Raw genomic sequence first — 20,372 nt, forward strand, 5'->3', positions numbered from 1 at the left:
TGGTAGTGTGGGGTTACCCATGTGAGAGTAAGTCATCGCCAGCTCATTATTCTAAACACCCCCTTCAATAGAAGGGGGTGTTTTTTTATATATATAAAAATTGAATTTCAAAATAATTAAACCCTTATAATTAAATAAGAAGCTCCATTCAGTTAATTTATGCTAAACAATAAATGCCTTAGTGATAAGGCTAATATCATAAAAACAACCCAACTAATTAGTTGAAAAGCTAAATAATAAACAATAATGAATGGTTCAAAAAATGAATGATTTACAATGAAATTTTTATTTACAAAGAGCATCAAAGTTGACTATTAAATAAAATGCCAATCCTAATTTGCAGATTGAGTATTAAAAATCAAGATTTCAGTCGAAAGGTTATATAAGAATTCATTCTTAGTAACTAAGAATAAATATAAAACTCTTAAAACTTGAATTTTCATGATTTTTTATGCCAATTGAATTATTAATCAATCTATTAAATGAATAATCCACTAGAAAGTTGTATAGACAAAAATCCTAATTTAATGCATTTATATAAAATATGAATCCAGGTTCATTATTTTAAAAATACTCACAATTGGAGGTGAGATAAAAATGACAGCGCAGACAATGAATGTGAATGCTGTAATTGATAATGCAAAATTTAAACCCTTTCATTTATCAATCGTATTATGGTGTTTATTTATCGTAATTTTTGACGGTTATGATTTAGCAATTAATGGCGTAACGTTGCCACTACTTATGCAAGAGTGGGGTATGACTTCTGTCCAAGCTGGGTTATTAGCGAGCACAGCGCTAGCGGGAATGATGTTTGGTGCGATGCTTTTTGGTATGTTGGCAGATAAAATTGGTCGAAAAAAAGTTATTTTAATTTGTGTAACCTTGTTCAGTGGTTTTACTTTTTTAGGAGGATTCGCAAGTAATCCAACAGAATTTGGAATTTTAAGATTTATTGCTGGACTTGGTATAGGCGGTGTTTTGCCAAATTTAGTAACTTTAACTTCTGAATATGCACCACAAAAATTGAGAAGTACCTTAGTTACGATTATGTTTAGTGGCTATGCAGTTGGCGGAATTATGGCGGCTTTATTGGGTGTAAAATTTACACCTGAATTTGGTTGGCAGATTATGTTCTTTATTGCAGGAATTCCATTATTAGTATTACCGTTTATATGGAAGTATATGCCTGAATCACTAACATTTTTAGTGAAACAAAAAAATTATGAACCTGCCTCAGGAATTATTAATAAGATCAACGCAGATTTAAATGTTAATTCTACAACTCATTTGGTTCTTAACGAAATTAAACTACCTGATGCATCGGTTAAATCTCTTTTTACTGATAATAGAGCGACAACGACGTTGTTATTTTGGTGCTGCTTTTTTATGTGTCTTTTAATGACATACGCATTAGGAAGTTGGTTACCAAAGTTAATGATGGCTGCAGGTTATTCTTTGGGAAGTAGTTTAACGTTTTTACTTTCATTAAATATTGGCGCTGTCATCGGTACTATTGGTGGTGGAATTCTAGCAGACAAATTTCATCTCAAACCTGTAGTGATTTCGATGTTTGTAATTGGAGCTTTTGCTTTATTTGGATTAAGTTTCAATTCGCCGCCAATGGTTATTTATCTACTTGTGGCATTGGCTGGTGCAGCATCAATTGGTACAAGTATTTTAATATATAGCTATGTAGCGCAATCTTATCCAATTGCTGTACGTTCAACTGGGATTGGTTGGGCTTCAGCAGTAGGGCGTATAGGTGCAATTGTCGGCCCCATTGTCATTGGTATTCTTTTAGGAATGGAATTGCCGCACAAATGGAATTTCATTGCCGTTGCTATACCAGCAGTAATTGGTGCAATAGCCGTATTCTGTATTAAAAGGACAAAAGTGATTGAAACAGTTCCTGAAAAAATAAAAATCGCATCTTCAATTACACAGTAGAATAAAAGCCTCATAAGAGGCTTTTTTTATAAATGTGATTTTAAAATTTTTTGATGCTCTTTAACCTGTTTGGCATAACGTTTACCTTGTTTTTTCATTTTTCGATTTGTGTTGTATCCAGTAGGTCCAACGTTGTAATAGGCCAGTGCTTTTTTCCAGCTACCAGCAGATTGATTATATTTTGATAAGATAAAAGTCCCACAATGTATATTAATATTTTCTTGAAAAAGGTCACCTGGACAAGATTGCTGCCAATATCTAGGGATAATTTGAGTAAGACCTACAGCACCTGCTGGTGATACTGCGTAATTTCGATAACTCGATTCTTGTCGAATAAGAGCGGCCATTAACAGGGGGTCGACATCAAATTGTTGCGCACTTTGCACAATTAGTGGTGAAACCCTATTTGCGGTGTCTGGGTGTACAGAGTATGCCTTTTGAATACCTGTTGAAAGTTTTGCCGCACGTTTTTGTACTGAACCACCACCTAAAGATGAGCAACCAACAAACATGATACACGATGATAGAACTAAACTATATTTAAGGAAAGTAAAGGATGGGGGAGGTGATTGTAAACGTTGTAAAAAAAGCAAAATAGTAACCGTTCAAATTCAATTTGCAAAAATCATAAGTAAGCTGGTGATTGGGGTCAAGCCCTAGATAAAGTGGAGTGTTGTAGTTTTGCAATATATTGATGAATAAGATAAATAGATCAAAAAACTTTAAAATTGCTTCAATATTTTCTTATAATAATGCCATTATTAAATGCCTGAAATCATCATGACGCCAGCTTGTAAATTTCTGAAAAACAAAAAGATAGATTATTCTGTTCATGAATACGAACATGATCCTAATGCTGAAAGTTTTGGTTTAGAAGCAGCTCAAAAATTGGGTTTATCTGTACATGAAGTTTTTAAGACACTTCTAGTGACAGATGATGTCAATTATTTTGTGACAATTTTACCAGTGGACCATCAACTTAATTTAAAAAAGGCGGCGAATGCTTTCAGTTGTAAAAAACTTAAAATGGCTGATCCGAAAGTGGCTGAGCGTCTGACCGGTTACTTAGTGGGTGGGATTAGTCCAATTGCTCAAAAAAAGCGACTTAAGACAGTCATTCACCAATCGGCAAGTTCTCTTAAAAAGGTGTACGTGAGTGGTGGAAAACGAGGGCTAGATATCGGATTAGATCCTCAATCATTGGCCCAAGTATTAGATGCTCAATTTAAGGACATTGTGGATCACACTTAATGTTTGATCACTACATTTGACGTAGATTGGTTAGATATTCTTGAGCGATAAAAATTTCTTGATCATCAGTTGGGCATACCTTGTTCCATTGATGTTCTTGATCTAATTCCCAAGCACGTTGATTATCGTTCAGATAATTCAGTAGACCATCTTTAATAATCGCTTTCTTTAGTTTTTTATCTTCAATCGGAAAACAGGTTTCTACTCTTGAAAATAAATTACGTCCCATCCAGTCTGCACTTGAACAATATAATTTCTCATTGCCTTGATCTAGAAAATAGTAGACCCGTGTGTGTTCTAAAAAACGTCCTACAATGGATCTGACGCGGATATTTTCTGATAACTGTGGTACTTGAGGTCTTAATGAACAGATGGAACGAATGATCAGATCGATTTGAACACCTGCATTTGACGCTTGATAAAGTGCCGCGATTAATTGTGGTTCAGTTAAAGCGTTAACTTTGATAATAATATGCGCTTTATGACCAGACTTAGCATGGTGGATTTCATTGGCAATGAGTTTTAAAAGCTGTTCATGCAAGGTAAAAGGTGCATGGAACAGCTTTTTAGGCTTTGCCATTTTTCCCATACCTGTCAATTCTTGAAAGATTTTATGGACATCTTCACAAATGTCATCATCAGTGGTCAGAAGACCGTAATCGGTATACATTTTTGCATTACCAGCATGATAATTGCCAGTTCCCAAATGAACATACCGTTTCAGATGATCTGCTTCTCTACGAACAACCAGAATCATTTTAGCGTGAGTTTTATAGCCCACGATGCCATACACAACAACAGCTCCAGCTTCTTGTAGGAGGTTGGCGACCATGATATTGGATTCTTCATCGAATCTAGCACGTAATTCAATAATCGCAGTAACTTCTTTACCATTTCGTGCTGCTTCTGCTAAGACCTGAACGATCTCTGAATCTGGTCCGCTGCGATAAAGAGTTTGCTTAATTGCCAAGACATTAGGGTCTTTTGCAGACTCTTTTAACAGGTTGATGACGGGTGAAAATGAGTCAAAAGGATGATGTAAAAGGACATCACGTTGTTTTAATACATCAAATATACTTTTTGATTGTCTTAATATCTTCGGTATTACGGGTTGATAGGGTTTAAACTTCAAATCTGGACAATCAAAATCTGAAAATAATCGAGCTAAATTTACAGGACCTTGAACACGATAGAGTTGTGAAGGTTCTAAAGAAAATTGATCAAGTAGATATTGGTTAATCGTTTCTGGGCAATTGTGATCAATTTCAAGTCGAACTTCACGTCCAAATCTTCGCGAAGAAAGTTCATCTTTAAGAGCAACTGCCAGATCGTCTACATCGTCAGCTAAATTTAAGTCAGCATTGCGTGTAACACGGAATTGGTAGCATCCTGTCGCCTTCATTCCTGGAAATAAGTCATTGATATGTTGTTGCAGAATAGCTGACAACAGGATGTAATGTTGCTGACCTTCGCATAAGTCATCAGGAATTTTGACCGCCCTTGGCAAAGTTCTCGGTGCAGGTACGATCGCGAGCTCAATCTGACGACCAAAAGCATCTTTACCTTCAAGTGTGACAATAAAATTAAGGCTCTTATTGACTAAACGGGGAAAAGGATGGGCAGGGTCTAAACTGATGGGCGTGATTACTGGTTGAATAAATTTACTGAAGTAGTTTTGAATCCATTCAGTATATTTATCTAAAATTCCATGATATTGGATAAATTCGATACCATAAGATTTAAGCTGAGGAATGAGCTCCTTATTAAGTATCTGATATTGTTCTTGAACTGCATGATGCGTTGTTTTAGATATTTGTTCTAAAATAATTTCATTGGGAATAGCGTCTGGCGCGGTTGTTATTTGATTTAATTCGATCTGTTTTAAAAGTCCAGCAACGCGTATTTCAAAAAACTCATCTAAATTCCGAGAAAAGATGATTAAAAAATTTAGTCGCTCTAATAAGGGGTGGTGAGGGTCTTTAGCTTGAGCTAAAACTCGTTTATGGAATTCTAATAATGAAAGTTCGCGATTTATGTAAGTGTCTGAATTGTGTTGAAAGTTTTCAAGAGAGTGCATAGTACCAATTATTGCTTTTTGAGCCGTCAGGAAAGACCTTGCAGCGATGGTACGTTTGATGTGTGACAGTAATATTACATTGATTGGTATATATTCGATAAATATATATAATTGGATTTATTTTATTTTAATCAAAAAAGCACACAATAAGTGTGCTTTTTTTAAATCAATTAGGGCTTAGAAATCGTAACGGAAACCTAAAGATAAACCTAAAGCATCCTCACCTTTGAAACCCTTCACATTATTTGTACGTGCTTGTTCCCACGGTGTAAGGCTTGAGTTTTTGTCATTAAGCACAGTTGCGACGTTACCGTAAACACGAACTGCTTTATCAAGACGATGTTCAAGTCCTAAAGCAATGAGTGTTGCGTTCGCATCTTTAGCATCTACATCACGGTGCATCACTTGACCACGGATATATGTTTTTGGTGCAAATTTATAATCAGCTGCAACACCAATGACTTGTGTATCAGGATTTTTTACGTCATTGTCATGAGTCATATATTGATATAAAACACCAATATTTAGCTCAGGTGTGATTTTATAAGCACCAGCTAAACGGAAGCCATCACGTTCGCCGCGAGTCGCATCTTCTTCATAGTGTTCATAAGCAGCTGCGAAATCAACAGGACCTTCTTTATAGGTCAATGCAAGATCGTAAGCTTTATTCTTTTTAGAGTCGCCTTTCTTTTGAATAACTTCACCAGTATCTTTATCTACAATTGTTTCCGTGAAGCCTGGAGAATTGCTTTCGTGCAATGAAAGTGCTGCTAATACATTGAACCCATTTCCGAATTTTGGTGATTTATATTCGATGGTATTTTCATTACGCTCATCAAAACGTAAGTCACCAGCACGTGTTACATTACGTAAATCACCTACTTGATCGCCGAAATAGTTAACTGGACCACGTGCTATTTTAAAAGGGCTATCAAAACGACCGACACGAGTTTGACCGAAATTACCTTTTAAACCAACAAATGTATCACGTGTTGCAAAATCAACACCTGAATTTTGTCCACCGCTAGCAAAGTTGATTTCTTGTTCAATTTGACCAAAAACAGTCATATCATTTTCTAGTTTCTGTTCAACTTTAAAGCCTAGACGAGATGAATTAGATGATAAACCCACTTCATTATAATCTTTACCATCATCAAGGTAATCTAATGAAACATGCGCACGACCATAAATTTTAACGTCGGCTGCCATTGCGATTGATGGTGTAATTAGTGTTGCCCCAACTGCTAATGCCCAAAGTGTTTTTTTCATTTCTAGCTCCAGTAAAGACTGATTTATTGTCCTAATAATCATGATCAGTAGTTTTTTTGTAACTACTGTTCTCTATTGGTGCTAAGTATTCATTACAAATAAGTCAGTAATATTAAGAATTTATTTCATTATCATGAAAATGGATAGAAACAATTTATAGTAATCAAAAGGCATAAAACAAAAAAAAGGAGGCAAAGCTCCTTTTTTTATGAGGATCTGTTATAAAGCAGCTTTAATCTTCTCAGCCAAAGCCTTGATACGCTCTTGATCACCCATTTGTGCTGCGTGTTTACCCAGTTCATGAATTGAACTTGGAATAAGATGGAAGTGAACGTGAGGCACGGTTTGCCCAGCTGCAGCACCAGATAACTGCATCAACACTATACCTTTTGCATCTAGTGCTGTTTCAATCGCTTTTGCAATTTTTTGAACGATTTGAATCGTGTACGCTGCAGTGTTTGGATCTAAGTCGAGTAAAGTTACGGCAGGTGATTTAGGGATGACTAAAGTATGACCATCTGCCTGAGGCATAATGTCCATAAATGCAAGAACTTGCTCATCCTCATACACTTTAATTGCAGGAAGTTCACCACGTAGAATTCTTGCAAAAATATTTTGATCATCGTAAGCCATAACTATTCCCAGAATGTAATTAGATTGAATTATTTACAGTTCAATTCTTTCTGACGTTGCTTAATGGAGTCAAGCTTTTGTTGCTCTTTTTCTGAGAACTTAGGTTTAGTTGTATTGCAATTTTCATTGCCGAACTTTGCCTTAGTATCTGGATCTTTAAAACAGAAGCCTTTTGATGCATAGATGATGTTGTAATCATCTTTAAGTTTTTCACACTCTTTTGTAGTATCGGCAAAAGCATTAACCCCAGCTGAAACAGATACAGCAGTAATTAAACCTAATAAAAACTTATTCATGAGTATCCTCATTTAGAAATGGACATTTGATATTGTCACATTTCAATTATATGGGCTTTATATGTGAATTCAATGGCGAAAATTTATTCTAAGGTAATTTTGCTCCATGATTCGTACATTTTAACTGCTGTCGAAAAATCACTATTAGGTTCAGCTATTGCATTAGCAGCACCAATTAGACTTTGAGTAAGCGTAATGACAGGTGCGGATAATTTTGCTTGATGAATGAGGTCTACTGCGATACCAGTGTCTTTGCTCAGTAACGGTAAGGCAAAAGTATTTGGAAAACTTCGATTTAATACCCGTTGAGGCAATACATTTTCAGTCACACCACTTTTACCACTTGAAGCATTGATGCACTCTAATGCTTCATTTAAATCCACACCATGCGCTTTAAGTGCAGTAAAACCTTCAGCAGCGGCACATAAGTGGACAGCCAAGAGCATGTTGTTCACTGCTTTCACAGCAAAACCAGATCCTGAGTCTCCTACATGCTTAATCAGTTTACCCATGGCTTGCATCGCTGGTAATACAGCTTCAAAAGCAACTTTTTCACCACCTACCATGAAGGTTAAAGTCGCGTTTTCAGCACCAATAGTTTGTCCGCTAACAGGTGCATCTAGAAAAAATACACCTTTTGATTTTAAAAAAGCTTGTTGTGCTTTAGCTGCATCAGGCACGCCACTGGTGCAGTCTACCCAAATTGATCCAGGTTTAATGTCGACTTGATGAATGATCTCATTGACTTGCTGACTCGTTGGTAAGCAACTAAAAATGATATCAGCGTGGGCAGCTTCTTGAAGTGATACAGCTTGTGTTTGATATTCAGTTGCATGTTGTTTGGCTTTCTCGAAATTTCGATTCCATACCAAAACTGATTCATAGTGTTTGGGTAAATGAGCTGCCATACGGTAACCCATTGCGCCTAATCCAATAAATGCAACTGTCGTCATTTTCTTTACTCTATTTGTGTTGAACGCTCTGCTAACCAGTGAGCAAGTTCAGGCCAAAATTGATCGGCACTTTTTTGACTCGACATTAAACCTAAATGCCCACCAGGAATAAGAGTAAACGTGACATCACGACTATTTGTCAATTCAGTCAATGGTCTAACAGCATCAGCTGTGACCATTTGATCGCTTGAACCCGCGCCAATCATAAGAGAGCAGTCTATATTTTTTAATTCGATTTTCTTATCTTGAAGTTCGATATAACCATTTTTTAGCGGATTTCTTAACCAGACATTGAATAACATATCTTGGTTTACCCCAGCAGGATAATCAATCATATGATTGAGGAAATAACCTAAAGTGGCATGTTCATGCAAAAGTTTTTTATCATCAAGATTCAGTAATAATTGTTTATGGCCTTCATACCAACCTTTTGGATCTAAAATTTTAAATCCAATTGCATTTAAAATACCTGGGGAGTGAATGAGGCGCTTAGGAATACGACCGTTATAAACTTTATGTTTGAGTAGACGAGTTCTTTCAAGATAGCGATTCATCTTAGCATATAGCTTTCCGATACTACCTGAAGCAAAGCTATCAATTGGACTACCTAAAACGATTAGATTTTTTACATGGTTCGGCTGTCTGAGCGCTGTGTACAACAGAACAAATATTCCCGCCATACTCCAGCCATGTAAAGAAATTTGATCAGATTTAGCGTGTGTGCGTATTTGATCGATACAATTCGGGATTGCATCATCAATAAAACCTAAAAAGTTGAGATCGCGATCTTTATAGCTAAAGTGTCCCCAATCCAATAAATACACATCAAAACCTTGCTCTGTATAATATTTGATAAGAGAACGGTATGGATAAAGATCATAAATATCCATCTTGATCGCTAAAGGCGCGACAAAGACCAATGGCTCAACATATTTTTTATTTTCAGATGCGTAATATCGAATTTTACTCGATTTATGAGTACCTATCACTTCATACGGCGTTGCTTGAGATAAAACCAAAGATTTACCGTAAAAAATGCGTGTCCCTAAATTTTTTAACTTGCTTTGTTTAGAACGCCAGTTAGTTTTTAAATGTTCCATGAAGGTTGAAGATCTCATAAGCATGTGATTTGAACGAAGTCTAAGCGATATTTATATATTTTACCTTGACCTTAAATGCTTTGGGCGCTCAAAATGTTGGCAATTATTCACAAAGGCAGTTTTTAGGACTGATTTAGAGCAATGAGCCAGCAAGACGACATTGAATACCAACTTGATACATTAGCACTTCGTACAGGTCATACGCGCAGTTTTGAAGGTGAGCATGCTGAACCGATGTTTCTAACTTCTTCATTTGTATATGCAAATGCAGCAGAAGCAGCAGCTAAATTCTCTGGGAAAGAGCCCGGTAATATTTATTCTCGCTTTACAAACCCAACAGTCGCAATGTTTGAAAAAAGATTGGCTGCAATGGAAGGTGCTGAACGTGCAGTGGCAACAAGTACGGGTATGGCTGCGATCATGGCGGTGGCGATGTCATTCTTAAAGGCTGGTGATCATGTTGTATGTTCTCGAGCAGTATTTGGTTCAACCGTGGCCTTATTTGAAAAATACATTTCTAAGTTTGGTGTGACTGTCAATTTTGTTGATTTAACAGATTTAGATGCTTGGAAAGCTGCGATCAAACCAGAAACTAAACTACTATTTGTAGAATCTCCGTCAAATCCATTATCGGAAATTGCTGATATTCGTGCATTAGCAGATATCGCGCATGAAAATGATGCCTTACTCGCAATTGATAATAGTTTCTGTACGCCAGTGCTACAACAACCATTAAAATTGGGCGCGGATCTAGTTGTCTATTCAGCGACAAAATATCTAGATGGTCAAGGTCGTGCGTTGGGTGGTGCTGTCGTAGGTAATCATCAATTACTTGAAGAAGTTTTTGGCTACGTTCGTACAACTGGGCCTTCTATGAGTCCGTTCAATGCTTGGGTTTTCCTAAAAGGTTTGGAAACGCTTCGTCTACGTATGAAGGCTCATTCTGAAAGTGCACAAAAGATTGCTGAGTGGCTTCATCAGCACGATAAAATCGAGAAAGTATTCTTTGCTGGCTTAGCGGATCATGTAGGTCATGATTTGGCTAAACAGCAACAAAAAGGTTTTGGTGGTATCGTTTCATTCGTGGTAAAAGGTGGGCGAGAAGCTGCTTGGAAAGTGATTGATCACACTCAATTTATTTCTATTACTGGGAATCTTGGGGATGCAAAATCAACGATTACTCATCCTGCAACGACTACTCATGGTAAATTGTCTGATAAAGCGAAGGCTGCAGCTGGCATTGCAGAAGGTTTAATTCGTCTTTCAGTAGGTTTGGAAGACGTTGATGATATTATTGCAGACATTCAACGTGGTCTTGATTTAGTCTAATTTAAATTTGTTCGGAGTATACAAATGAACATTAACATGCTTATGCAACAAGCACAGCGCATGCAAAAGGAAGTAGAGTCCAACATCAAGAAAGCGAAAGAGGAGCTTGCACAGAAAGAAGTGCATGCTGAAGCTGGTGGTGGTTTGGTAAAAGTGACAATGACTTGCCGTAATGTGGTAAAACGCATTGAAATCAATCCAGAATTACTTCAAGACGATCCAGATATGATTGAGGATTTGATTGCAGCTGCTATGAATGACGCTGCACGCCAAGCAGAAGCAATTTCAGAAGAAACAATGAAGTCTGCAAATAGTGGTATGGGATTACCTCCTGGCTTGTCAGGTTTATTTTAAGGATATTGCCGAGTGTTCAGCGAACGGTTTGACCAACTCGTCCAAGCACTGCGAATTTTACCAAGCGTTGGGCCTAAGTCGGCTCAGCGCATGGCGTTGCATTTGATCATGAAGAATAAGCAGGGTGCTTTGGCATTATCTGAAGCACTTAGCGATGCCGCTGATCATATCCATGAATGTGCTATTTGCCACTCATTGACTGAGAATGAGGTGTGTGACATTTGTCTGTCGCAAGACCGAGATGATACCTTGCTCTGTGTGGTTGAATCTCCTGCAGACGTGATGGCAATTGAGCAAAGTGGAAGTTTCAGAGGCAAATATCATGTATTGGGGGGGCATTTATCTCCTTTAGATGGTATAGGGCCTGAAGAGGTTGGCATACCTGCATTAGTTCAACGCTTAGCTGAAGGTCAGGTAGCAGAGGTTATTCTCGCTACCAATGCAACGGTTGAAGGACAGGCTACGGCACATTATTTGGTTGAAGCTACACGTCATTTGAATATCAAAATGACGCGTATTGCTCAAGGTGTACCACAAGGGGGGGAGCTTGAGTATGTCGATAGTCATACCTTAAGCCAAGCAGTTCATAATCGTATGCAAATGAAATAAGCACAAATTGTGCTTATTTTTTTGATTAGAGAAATATCACTTTTCGGAATAGTTTTTTAGTCGAAAAAAATATTAAATTTTTCATGTTCTATAACTATTTACAGTGTATACATAGATTTGCTTGACGCTTTAATTGAAAATTTATATTTAAAATTGATAATTTAAGCTAAAATACATCTCGATACCAATCTAGCACATTGTTTTTTATGATGTTTCAATTTATCCAAGAGCAAAAAGAACTCGAGCATGTTTTGACACTAATGAGTCAACAAGATGTTTATGGTTTAGATACTGAATTTATCAAAGTTGATACACTATGGCCAAAATTGGGTGTCTTGCAAATCAATGTCGCAGATCAGGTGTTTTTATTAGACGGTACACGTCTAGATTTTTCGAGTTTCTGGCCTAAAGTTTTTGCTGCAAAGCAAAATATTTTCCATGCTTGTGGTGAAGATATTGATCTGATTTACCATTATTCAAAAGGCAATCATCTTAATAATGTATTTGATACTCAGGTGGCTTTGTCTTTTCTCGGACGCGGATTACAGGTCAGTTATCAAAATGCGCTTAAAGAAATTTTAAATATAGAAATTGATAAAGATCAAACACGTTCAGATTGGCTTGCACGTCCTTTAACTGAAGAGCAAAAAGCATACGCAGCGAATGATGTCTTATATATTATGAATTTAGCCGATGTGCTAAAAAATGAATTAGAGAAAAAAGGGCATTATCAGTATGTACTAGAGGACTGTAAGAGCCTCACGCTTGAGATTGCGACAGAAACACCGAAAGAGAAACTATACGAAGATGTCGGAAATTATAGACACTCTCGAAAGCAGTTAATGCAGCTACAATTGCTCAGTGTTTGGCGTGAAGAAATGGTGAAGGCTTTAAATCAGCCTCGAAGTTTTATTCTGAAAAATGCCACTATGATTGATTTGGTGGAAAAAAATCCAAAAAATACCTTCCAATTATCTCAAGTTAAAAATATTCGTCCGAATGTGGTTCGTGAGCACGGTAAAACGATTTTGGATATTATGGCGTTGCTGCCCCCAATGGAAGAATGGCCATTACGAATTGCTCGACCAATTAAACATTCATCTAAAGATATTACCCATGATGTTGATAACATGATTGGTAATCTTGCAGAAGAGTTGGTGATCCCCAAAGAAGTGTTAATGCGAAAAAAATGGCTTGGTGCTTTATATCAGCATGTGGTTTTTCATGGCGATGAACAAGATTTACCTCAGTATTTACTTGGTTGGCGTTATGATTTACTGACGAAGCCATTAATTGAGTTGCTTCATAAAGATGCACAATATTTGAGTATGCAAATGAAAGTCAATGAATGACTTCTCTCAAAATTTGATTAAAGAATTACCAGTCATCCTAAACTAGACTGATGCGTTAACAAACGCTAATGTTTCGCTGTTTTTTTTGATGTATGCTTTGCTTTGAGTTTAAAAGGTGTTGTTTGAATCATGTGGTGTGAAATCTACAAATCTAGTAAGAAAGACGAAATGTATATTTACGTTGCGCGTCCTGAACAAGCGGAAAACCAAGAAGCTGTTGATCCGTTATCAGTATTATCTGATGCAATGAAAAATGCATTTGGCCGAGCGACATTTGTGATGTCACTGGAATTACATGCAGAACGCAAATTGGCGCGTGCAAATGTTTTACATGTGATGGATTCAATTCAGACGAAAGGATTCTTTTTACAATTGCCGCCTGAAGGATTGATCAATCCTAATGCGGTAGAGCCAGAGGGACTACGCGGTGCGTGATAATCAAGTTGGAGGATGGGATCAGTTTGTTTCAATGTTGGATTCAATTCCAGAATATAACATTGCAATTACCGTCTATATTCTCGGAACTTTGATTATTCTGTGGTGTTGGTACGGCATAGCGAAACGCCTACCTTCACCTTTAGGTGGAGTGACATGGATTTTTGTGTTTGCTATTTTGGCAACACCAACGATTTCTGAAGGTCCCAATTCCGCCTTAGCACCCGCTACTTTTGGTTTGATCTTTGGGGTATTAACAAAAGATTCACCGTTGATCTGGTCCAATTTCTCATTGATTGCCTTTGTTATTGCTTTAGGGTTATTGGCAGGTTATTTCTGGTCTAAGTACGCTTCTAAACAAAAGAATCCGAGACACACATCGTCAGTGAAGACACCACCACTTTAATTATCCAAATAAAAAAATAAGGTTTCATTATGTCTGTTGATGCACATCAATTTACGGGTACTGATCAATATATCGCCACAGATAGTCTCAAGCTTGCTGTGAAGGCCGCTCGAGCGTTGCAAAAGCCTCTTCTAGTGAAGGGTGAGCCAGGTACAGGTAAAACATTATTGGCTGAACAAGTTGCTGATAGCCTGGGTTTAAAACTGATTACTTGGCATATCAAATCAACGACGAAGGCTCAACAAGGTCTTTATGAATACGATGCCGTTTCAAGATTACGCGATAGTCAATTGGGTGATGAGCGTGTTTATGATATTAAAAACTATATTAAACCAGGTAAATTGTGGGAAGCATTTACCTCTGAAGAACGTTGCGTTTTATTAATTGATGAGATTGATAAAGCAGATATCGAGTTCCCAAATGATTTGCTTCATGAACTAGACAAAATGTCATTCTTTGTTTATGAAACTGGTGAAACAATTACTGCAACACAGCGTCCAATTGTGATCATCACTTCAAATAATGAAAAAGAACTTCCTGATGCTTTTTTACGCCGTTGTTTCTTTCATTATATTGAATTCCCAGATGAACAGACCATGCGTGAAATTATTGCAGTTCATTTTCCAAGAATTTCAACGACATTGGTCAGTGAGGCACTTCAGGTCTTCTTTAAGCTTCGCCAAATACCTGGTCTTAAGAAGCCACCTTCAACTTCTGAATTAATTGATTGGTTAAGCTTATTGATGGCTGATGATATGCCTGAAGATATTTTAAGAAACCATGATAAGTCAAAAGCAATTCCACCGCTGTATGGTGCGCTCATCAAAAATGAGCAAGATGTGCAGCTACTTGAGCGCCTCGCATTTATGACTCGTCGATAGGTGATACTATGTTCGTAAGACTGTTTTACACCTTGCGAAAATACGGAATTCCCGTAACGACGCGCGAGCTGATTGATTTAAATCAAGCAATTAGTCTAGGTTTGGTTTTTGCAGATCAAGATGATTTTTATCAGCTTGTGAAGACAGTCATGGTCAAGGATGAGCGTTACTTCGATAAGTATGATCGTGCTATGAAGGATTATTTTCAGGGCATTCAAACCTTTGATGTAGATGATTTACTCAGTAAAGTTAATCAACTTCCTAAAGAATGGTTTGATTTAGAACTCCTTGAAAAACACTTAACGCCAGAGCAACGTGAAGCACTACAAAGAGCAGGTTCTTTAGAAGAGCTCATGAAAATGCTGGAAGAGCGTTTGCGTGAGCAACATAAAAAACACCAAGGTGGTAATCGTATGATTGGCACTGGTGGCACTTCACCGTTTGGAGCTTTTGGTGATCACCCAGAGGGGGTGAGAATTGGAGGGCCGGGACGTAAAAAATCTGCGGTGAAAGTGTGGGAACAACGTAAATACCAAAATCTTGATGATGATCAAATTTTGGGAACACGTCATATGCAAATGGCGTTGCGTCGTCTGAGAAAATTTGCGCGTCAAGGTGCTGAAGAAGAGCTTGATATAGATCAAACGATTCGCGAAACGGCTAAGCAGGGAATTCTTGATGTACAGATGGTGCCAGAGCGTCGTAATCGAATTAAAGTTTTGATGTTGTTCGATGTAGGCGGTTCTATGGATGCCTATATTGCACAATGTGAAAAACTGTTTAGTGCAGCCAAAACAGAATTTAAGACTTTAGAATATTTCTATTTCCATAACTGTCTTTATGATTACGTGTGGAAAGACAATCATCGCCGTACTTCGACAAAAATGAATACCTTAGATTTATTTAATACCTATGGTAAAGATTATCGAGTGATTGTTGTTGGTGATGCAAGTATGGCGCCATACGAATTAAAATCTGCTGGTGGTTCTGTCGAATACATGAATGAAGAGTCGGGTGAAATTTGGTTGCGTCGTTTGCGCCAGCATTATGAAAAGACGGCTTGGTTGAATCCTGAAACTGAGAATTACTGGCATTACACTCAAACGATAGGAATGATCAAAGAATTATTTGAAGATCATATGTATCCAATGACTTTAAAAGGCATTGAAGATATAACTAAATTCCTCTCGCGCTAACTTTTTTAAATTATATTCATCTAAAGGATCTTGATATGAGCTATCAAATCAATGGTGTGGCATTGCCAAATGAAGAAGGTTTTTTTGGTGAATATGGTGGTCAATTCATTCCACCTCATTTAAAAGCAGCAATGGATCAAATCAATGTTGCTTATGAAGAAATTCGTAAAACACCTGAATTTCAAAATGAGCTTTCAGAGCTGTTTGCGCATTATGTAGGTCGTCCAAGTCCTTTATTTCATGCCAAACGACTTTCAGAACAATTGGGCGGTGCTCAAATTTATCTGAAGCGTGAAGATTTGAACCATACAGGTGCGCATAAAATTAACCATTGTTTGGGTGAAGCTTTACTTGCTAAATACATGGGCAAGAAAAAAGTCATTGCTGAAACTGGGGCAGGTCAACATGGTGTCGCATTAGCCACCGCTTGTGCCTTGGTTGGTATCCCGTGTGAAATTCATATGGGTCAAGTTGATATTGAAAAAGAACATCCAAATGTCGTGAAAATGAAAATTTTGGGTGCGAATCTAATTTCAGTCACTCGTGGAACAGCAACATTAAAAGATGCTGTTGATAGTGCTTTCGAAGAGTATTTGAAAGACCCTGATAGCTTTATTTATGCCATCGGATCAGTCGTTGGTCCACATCCATTTCCTAAAATGGTGCGTGATTTCCAAGCAATTATCGGTGATGAAATTAAAGTTCAATCACAAGACAGATTTAACAAATATCCTGATTATATTGTTGCTTGTGTTGGCGGTGGCTCAAATGCAATGGGAGCATTCAGTGCATTCCTTAATGATGGTAGTGTGAAATTGATTGGTGTTGAACCAGCAGGACATGGTTTAGATACTGATCAACATTCGGCAACATTAACTTTAGGTAAACCAAGTCAACTTCATGGTATGGCGTGTTATGTGCTGGAAGATGAAAATGGCGAGCCATTACCTGTGCATTCAATTGCTTCTGGATTAGATTATCCTGGTGTGGGGCCTCAACACAGTTTCTTAAAAGATATTGGTCGTGTTGAGTACTCAACAGCAACTGATGAAGAATGTCTGAATGCATTCATGACTCTATCTCGAGTTGAAGGGATTGTGCCTGCATTAGAAAGTTCACATGCTGTTGCTTGGGCGATACGCGAAGCTCCACAATTGTCCAAAGATACCATTGTGGTGGTGAATTTATCAGGTCGAGGTGATAAAGACTCGGACTATGTGGCAGAAAAATTAGGTTTAAATTAACACATAAAAAAACCAGCTTAGGCTGGTTTTTTTAATTACATTTCTGGTGGTTCTTCATTCAAAGGCGTAAGAATATTTTCAAAGGAGGAAATTTCAATAGGAATGAGCGGCGTTTCGATTGAAAAATCTTGAACAAGTGTTTCAGTCGCTTGTTGAGCTTGTTGAGCTTGTTGAGCTTGTTGAGCTTGTTGAGCTTGTTGAGCTTGAACCATGGTTTTCATAATTTCATCAGCTGGTGCACTTAGTTCGTGTGCTTTTTTGCTGTCATATTTGGTGGCAAGTTCTTTTAAAATTGCGTAAGACAAATAACTCGTAAATGCTGGATTCTCAGATTTAGCCTTGGATGGAAGTAGAGAAACGCAAGCGGCATGAAATAAACCATGTTGTACGTATGTTGCATTGTATGCAGGATCTTTAGCTTTATCAGGATCACCTAAATAACCAATTTTGAAGCCAATTTCAGATGCAGCACAGGCATTGGTCACTTCAGAAGAGGGATTGCGATAGTCAGCATTTTTTTTGAAATATAGCACTTCTGCGATCGACATCATTTCATCTTGAATTTCTTTGAGTCGGCCATCTAAGTTTGGGACTGCAAAATAATTTTTTAACTTAAATAGTGTTACAGTGCCTTCGAGCCATTTTTGGGGTTGTTCTGTATAATTCAAATTTGTATAACAGGCAGAAGTTTGCAGGGCGGCTTCAACAAATTCTTTGTTTTTTCTTGGATTTTTCATATCTTGATCAGCCCCTAAATATCCCATTTTGTAGGCTTTTTCATAGGTATTACATGCAGGCGTGATAAGTGTCTTTTTTTGATATGTTTTTGCTTTTTTTAGCAGCTCTATTTGATTCTTTATCGTTGGTTCAAGTTCAGATGCATAAGTGGAAGCAGTTACAAATAAAGCGGTGTAACACAATAACTTTTTATACATCATCAGTCCTTAGGCAAAAAAATTCCATAATGTAATGACTTTACTGATGCTGTTTAAATAGTTCAATGACTCAATAAAAGAAAATCATTGTAAAAGATGACCAATTTCAATCTATTGTTCAAAATTGAGATCATGATGGAATTATCAAAAAAGCCCCCGAGATGGGAGCTTAGCTTTATCCTGAAATATACTGTTGAAGTTGTTCGATCAACACTTTTTGGTCTTCCATCGCGGCTTTAACTAAGTCACCAATAGATACAATTCCGACGAGTCTATCGTCTTCTAATACTGGCAGATGGCGAATATGACGTTCTGTCATTAAATCTAAACACTCATCTACGGTGTTGGTTTTACTTACAGATAAAACCGTACCAGTCATAATTTCTGAGACTGTAGTTAAGTCAGATGTACGTTGCATAAGTGCAATTTTACGCGTGTAATCCCGTTCAGATAAAATTCCAACAAGTCTTTCATCCTGTACGACAACAACGGCACCAATACCTTTTGTTGCCATTAATGTGATTGCTTCTAAAACCGTAGCATCAGGTGTGATGGTAGAGATTTCTGAATTGTTTTTATTTTGTAGAACTTGAGCTACTGTTGTCATAAAGTTTCCTCTTATTGGTTATTCGTCCATGTATAAGTTAATAACTGAAATCTTAAATCTTTACAATTGTTTTAGTAGAATTTTCTGCTAAATAGATGGGCTCAAATGATTTTGAAAAAATAGCATCTGCATGTGTGGAATAGTGAGCTTAAAGTGGCGATCTCGATGATTGCAGAGTGCAGGTGTGACTTTTAGTCGCGTTAGGGTTGGGAGTAATGAATTTTTAAAATCATCAGGCGTTATTTTTCGAGGCTGATAGTGCGGCCAGTGAATTTTTGCATAATGTAAAGCCTGCACTGAATTGAGCCAGAAGGGGAATATGTATTCTTGATTGATTGATCGGATGGCCCAACCTTGATGTTCTGGATTGTACAGTCCCCACAGTACTCCACAATACATCATGGTTTTAAGGATATTAACTTTGAGTAAAAAATGCTTTGAATTTGGTTGCAACTGTACAAAGGTGTTCATGATCGTTCAATGATTCAATACCAATGATGATAAGTTCAGTCTAATGTTTTTTTCTTAAAGTTTAGTTGCATTAATTTAAAGTTTGGTAAGCAAATATGTAATGAAAAAGCTAAAAAAACGCCACGAATGTGACGTTTATTTATGCTTGCATTGTGGCCATGTTTTGCCAATACTGTGCTTTCAAAGAATCACGTTCTACACGGAAACCTTGAAGATAGAGTTCAGCTAGAAACATCGCTGCTTTACCGTGACCCGCACGTGCTGCATTCTCAAGTTCTGAAACTGCGTCTGTAAAATTCATTTCAAATTGAATGGTATTTACAGCATTCGAATACATATGTTCGAGGTCTTGTTGAGAGAATTGTTTAATCATATAAAACTCCTTATTCTAATTATGATTAGTACTACAGTTATAAAGACCTAAATTAGGTCAAAATGGAATATAACAAAGTAATATTAAACTAATATTACAATTTGCGTTAATTGTCAAATAAATTTTCAAGATAAATCTTTTAAAAAATACTTACAGGATTAAACTTTTATCATTTTATATTGGGTTTATGATAAAACTGTAAATAACTATAAAGGAGAATGACTTATGACTAATACCATTGATGGTTTCACATTTGGCAATCCACCAGAGCCATCCGATATTATTGCGCTTGCACATCATCATAAAAAACAACTTGATGAAGCAATTTTTCATCAAGAAATCCATTTAGGTCACTACTGTTTAGAGCAGCGTAAACGTGTGCATGATTATACGCAGACGCTTGATCCTGCAGCAAAAGCTGAATTTTATCGCTACTATGACGGCGAATTAAAACGTATCGCCGTCATTGACGAAGAACACCCTGATGATGCTGAAGGTGGTTTAAGTGTTTTCACTATTTTTATCGTACTCGCGGTGATCGCTGCTATCTTATATTTTGGTGTTGTGCAGAATGTTGTCTCTTAAAGGTGAATAAGCGCCATTTTTTGCATAATGGTTCTTGTTTAAATCAACGTTAACACTATATTTTTA

The 20,372-nt window shown here is 37.2% G+C and carries 23 protein-coding genes; 12 read left to right on the forward strand and 11 right to left on the reverse strand.

From position 1 onward, the window contains the following. Positions 1-597 precede the first annotated feature (597 nt). The gene (locus tag AC1M9I_RS12385; RefSeq protein WP_481611118.1) at positions 598-1,950 is read left to right on the forward strand and encodes an MFS transporter; all 1,353 of its coding nucleotides are present in this window, start codon (positions 598-600) and stop codon (positions 1,948-1,950) included. A gap of 26 nt (positions 1,951-1,976) precedes the next feature. Here AC1M9I_RS12385 and AC1M9I_RS12390 read toward each other — a convergent pair whose 3' ends face one another. Next, positions 1,977-2,462 (reverse strand): lytic transglycosylase domain-containing protein, encoded by a 486-nt coding sequence (locus AC1M9I_RS12390; protein WP_373683363.1) that lies wholly within the window; start codon positions 2,460-2,462, stop codon positions 1,977-1,979. A gap of 268 nt (positions 2,463-2,730) precedes the next feature. Between AC1M9I_RS12390 and ybaK the strand changes: the two genes are divergently transcribed. Continuing rightward, complete coding sequence (gene ybaK / locus AC1M9I_RS12395) at positions 2,731-3,201, forward strand: Cys-tRNA(Pro) deacylase (RefSeq protein WP_481592275.1); 471 nt, start codon at positions 2,731-2,733, stop codon at positions 3,199-3,201. Positions 3,202-3,211: 10 nt separating this feature from the next. Here the strand turns inward: ybaK and ppk1 are convergent, their stop codons facing one another. The 6 genes from ppk1 to AC1M9I_RS12425 all read right to left on the reverse strand — a co-directional run bounded on the left by ppk1 (position 3,212) and on the right by AC1M9I_RS12425 (position 9,529). Next, positions 3,212-5,278 (reverse strand): polyphosphate kinase 1, encoded by a 2,067-nt coding sequence (gene ppk1 / locus AC1M9I_RS12400; RefSeq protein ID WP_481611119.1) that lies wholly within the window; start codon positions 5,276-5,278, stop codon positions 3,212-3,214. Positions 5,279-5,455: 177 nt separating this feature from the next. Continuing rightward, positions 5,456-6,547 (reverse strand): porin, encoded by a 1,092-nt coding sequence (locus AC1M9I_RS12405; RefSeq protein ID WP_481611120.1) that lies wholly within the window; start codon positions 6,545-6,547, stop codon positions 5,456-5,458. A gap of 219 nt (positions 6,548-6,766) precedes the next feature. After that, positions 6,767-7,180, reverse strand: coding sequence for an HIT family protein (locus tag AC1M9I_RS12410; RefSeq protein WP_092768455.1), 414 nt, complete (start codon positions 7,178-7,180; stop codon positions 6,767-6,769). 29 nt (positions 7,181-7,209) lie between these two features. Then, positions 7,210-7,476: a YARHG domain-containing protein gene (locus AC1M9I_RS12415; protein ID WP_035266544.1), complete on the reverse strand. Its 267-nt coding sequence runs from the start codon at positions 7,474-7,476 to the stop codon at positions 7,210-7,212. 83 nt (positions 7,477-7,559) lie between these two features. After that, complete coding sequence (locus AC1M9I_RS12420) at positions 7,560-8,429, reverse strand: NAD(P)-dependent oxidoreductase (RefSeq protein ID WP_481593962.1); 870 nt, start codon at positions 8,427-8,429, stop codon at positions 7,560-7,562. 5 nt (positions 8,430-8,434) lie between these two features. Further along, positions 8,435-9,529, reverse strand: coding sequence for an alpha/beta fold hydrolase (locus AC1M9I_RS12425; protein ID WP_092768451.1), 1,095 nt, complete (start codon positions 9,527-9,529; stop codon positions 8,435-8,437). A gap of 141 nt (positions 9,530-9,670) precedes the next feature. Here AC1M9I_RS12425 and AC1M9I_RS12430 point away from each other — a divergent pair, with 141 nt between their 5' ends. From AC1M9I_RS12430 to trpB, 9 genes are all read left to right on the forward strand, one after another. Further along, positions 9,671-10,858 (forward strand): O-succinylhomoserine sulfhydrylase, encoded by a 1,188-nt coding sequence (locus tag AC1M9I_RS12430; RefSeq protein WP_481595203.1) that lies wholly within the window; start codon positions 9,671-9,673, stop codon positions 10,856-10,858. 24 nt (positions 10,859-10,882) lie between these two features. Beyond that, on the forward strand, positions 10,883-11,212 hold the full coding sequence (locus tag AC1M9I_RS12435) for a YbaB/EbfC family nucleoid-associated protein (protein WP_035266548.1): 330 nt from the start codon (positions 10,883-10,885) through the stop codon (positions 11,210-11,212). 12 nt (positions 11,213-11,224) lie between these two features. Next, positions 11,225-11,821: a recombination mediator RecR gene (gene recR, locus AC1M9I_RS12440; protein ID WP_481593960.1), complete on the forward strand. Its 597-nt coding sequence runs from the start codon at positions 11,225-11,227 to the stop codon at positions 11,819-11,821. A gap of 209 nt (positions 11,822-12,030) precedes the next feature. Beyond that, on the forward strand, positions 12,031-13,173 hold the full coding sequence (locus AC1M9I_RS12445; protein WP_481593970.1) for a ribonuclease D: 1,143 nt from the start codon (positions 12,031-12,033) through the stop codon (positions 13,171-13,173). 129 nt (positions 13,174-13,302) lie between these two features. Continuing rightward, the gene (locus AC1M9I_RS12450; protein ID WP_035266558.1) at positions 13,303-13,608 is read left to right on the forward strand and encodes a YcgL domain-containing protein; all 306 of its coding nucleotides are present in this window, start codon (positions 13,303-13,305) and stop codon (positions 13,606-13,608) included. A gap of 34 nt (positions 13,609-13,642) precedes the next feature. Then, positions 13,643-14,014, forward strand: coding sequence for a hypothetical protein (locus tag AC1M9I_RS12455; protein ID WP_035266633.1), 372 nt, complete (start codon positions 13,643-13,645; stop codon positions 14,012-14,014). Between the two features lie 29 nt (positions 14,015-14,043). Beyond that, complete coding sequence (locus tag AC1M9I_RS12460; RefSeq protein WP_092768445.1) at positions 14,044-14,895, forward strand: AAA family ATPase; 852 nt, start codon at positions 14,044-14,046, stop codon at positions 14,893-14,895. An 8-nt stretch (positions 14,896-14,903) separates the two neighbouring features. Continuing rightward, on the forward strand, positions 14,904-16,091 hold the full coding sequence (locus AC1M9I_RS12465) for a vWA domain-containing protein (protein WP_481611121.1): 1,188 nt from the start codon (positions 14,904-14,906) through the stop codon (positions 16,089-16,091). A gap of 35 nt (positions 16,092-16,126) precedes the next feature. Next, a complete protein-coding gene (gene trpB / locus AC1M9I_RS12470; protein ID WP_481595205.1) occupies positions 16,127-17,335 on the forward strand; it encodes a tryptophan synthase subunit beta in 1,209 nt (402 codons plus the stop codon). 35 nt (positions 17,336-17,370) lie between these two features. Here the strand turns inward: trpB and AC1M9I_RS12475 are convergent, their stop codons facing one another. From AC1M9I_RS12475 to AC1M9I_RS12490, 4 genes are all read right to left on the reverse strand, one after another. Then, positions 17,371-18,270 (reverse strand): hypothetical protein, encoded by a 900-nt coding sequence (locus AC1M9I_RS12475; RefSeq protein WP_481611122.1) that lies wholly within the window; start codon positions 18,268-18,270, stop codon positions 17,371-17,373. A gap of 175 nt (positions 18,271-18,445) precedes the next feature. Then, the gene (locus AC1M9I_RS12480) at positions 18,446-18,877 is read right to left on the reverse strand and encodes a CBS domain-containing protein (protein ID WP_481595164.1); all 432 of its coding nucleotides are present in this window, start codon (positions 18,875-18,877) and stop codon (positions 18,446-18,448) included. Positions 18,878-18,964: 87 nt separating this feature from the next. Then, complete coding sequence (locus AC1M9I_RS12485) at positions 18,965-19,348, reverse strand: DUF2750 domain-containing protein (RefSeq protein WP_035266570.1); 384 nt, start codon at positions 19,346-19,348, stop codon at positions 18,965-18,967. Positions 19,349-19,487: 139 nt separating this feature from the next. Further along, positions 19,488-19,721 (reverse strand): SEL1-like repeat protein, encoded by a 234-nt coding sequence (locus AC1M9I_RS12490; protein WP_035266572.1) that lies wholly within the window; start codon positions 19,719-19,721, stop codon positions 19,488-19,490. 225 nt (positions 19,722-19,946) lie between these two features. Here AC1M9I_RS12490 and AC1M9I_RS12495 point away from each other — a divergent pair, with 225 nt between their 5' ends. After that, on the forward strand, positions 19,947-20,306 hold the full coding sequence (locus AC1M9I_RS12495; protein ID WP_481587962.1) for a hypothetical protein: 360 nt from the start codon (positions 19,947-19,949) through the stop codon (positions 20,304-20,306). Positions 20,307-20,372 lie beyond the last annotated feature (66 nt).

The sequence above is a fragment of the Acinetobacter sp. ANC_7553 genome, from assembly GCF_056779895.1.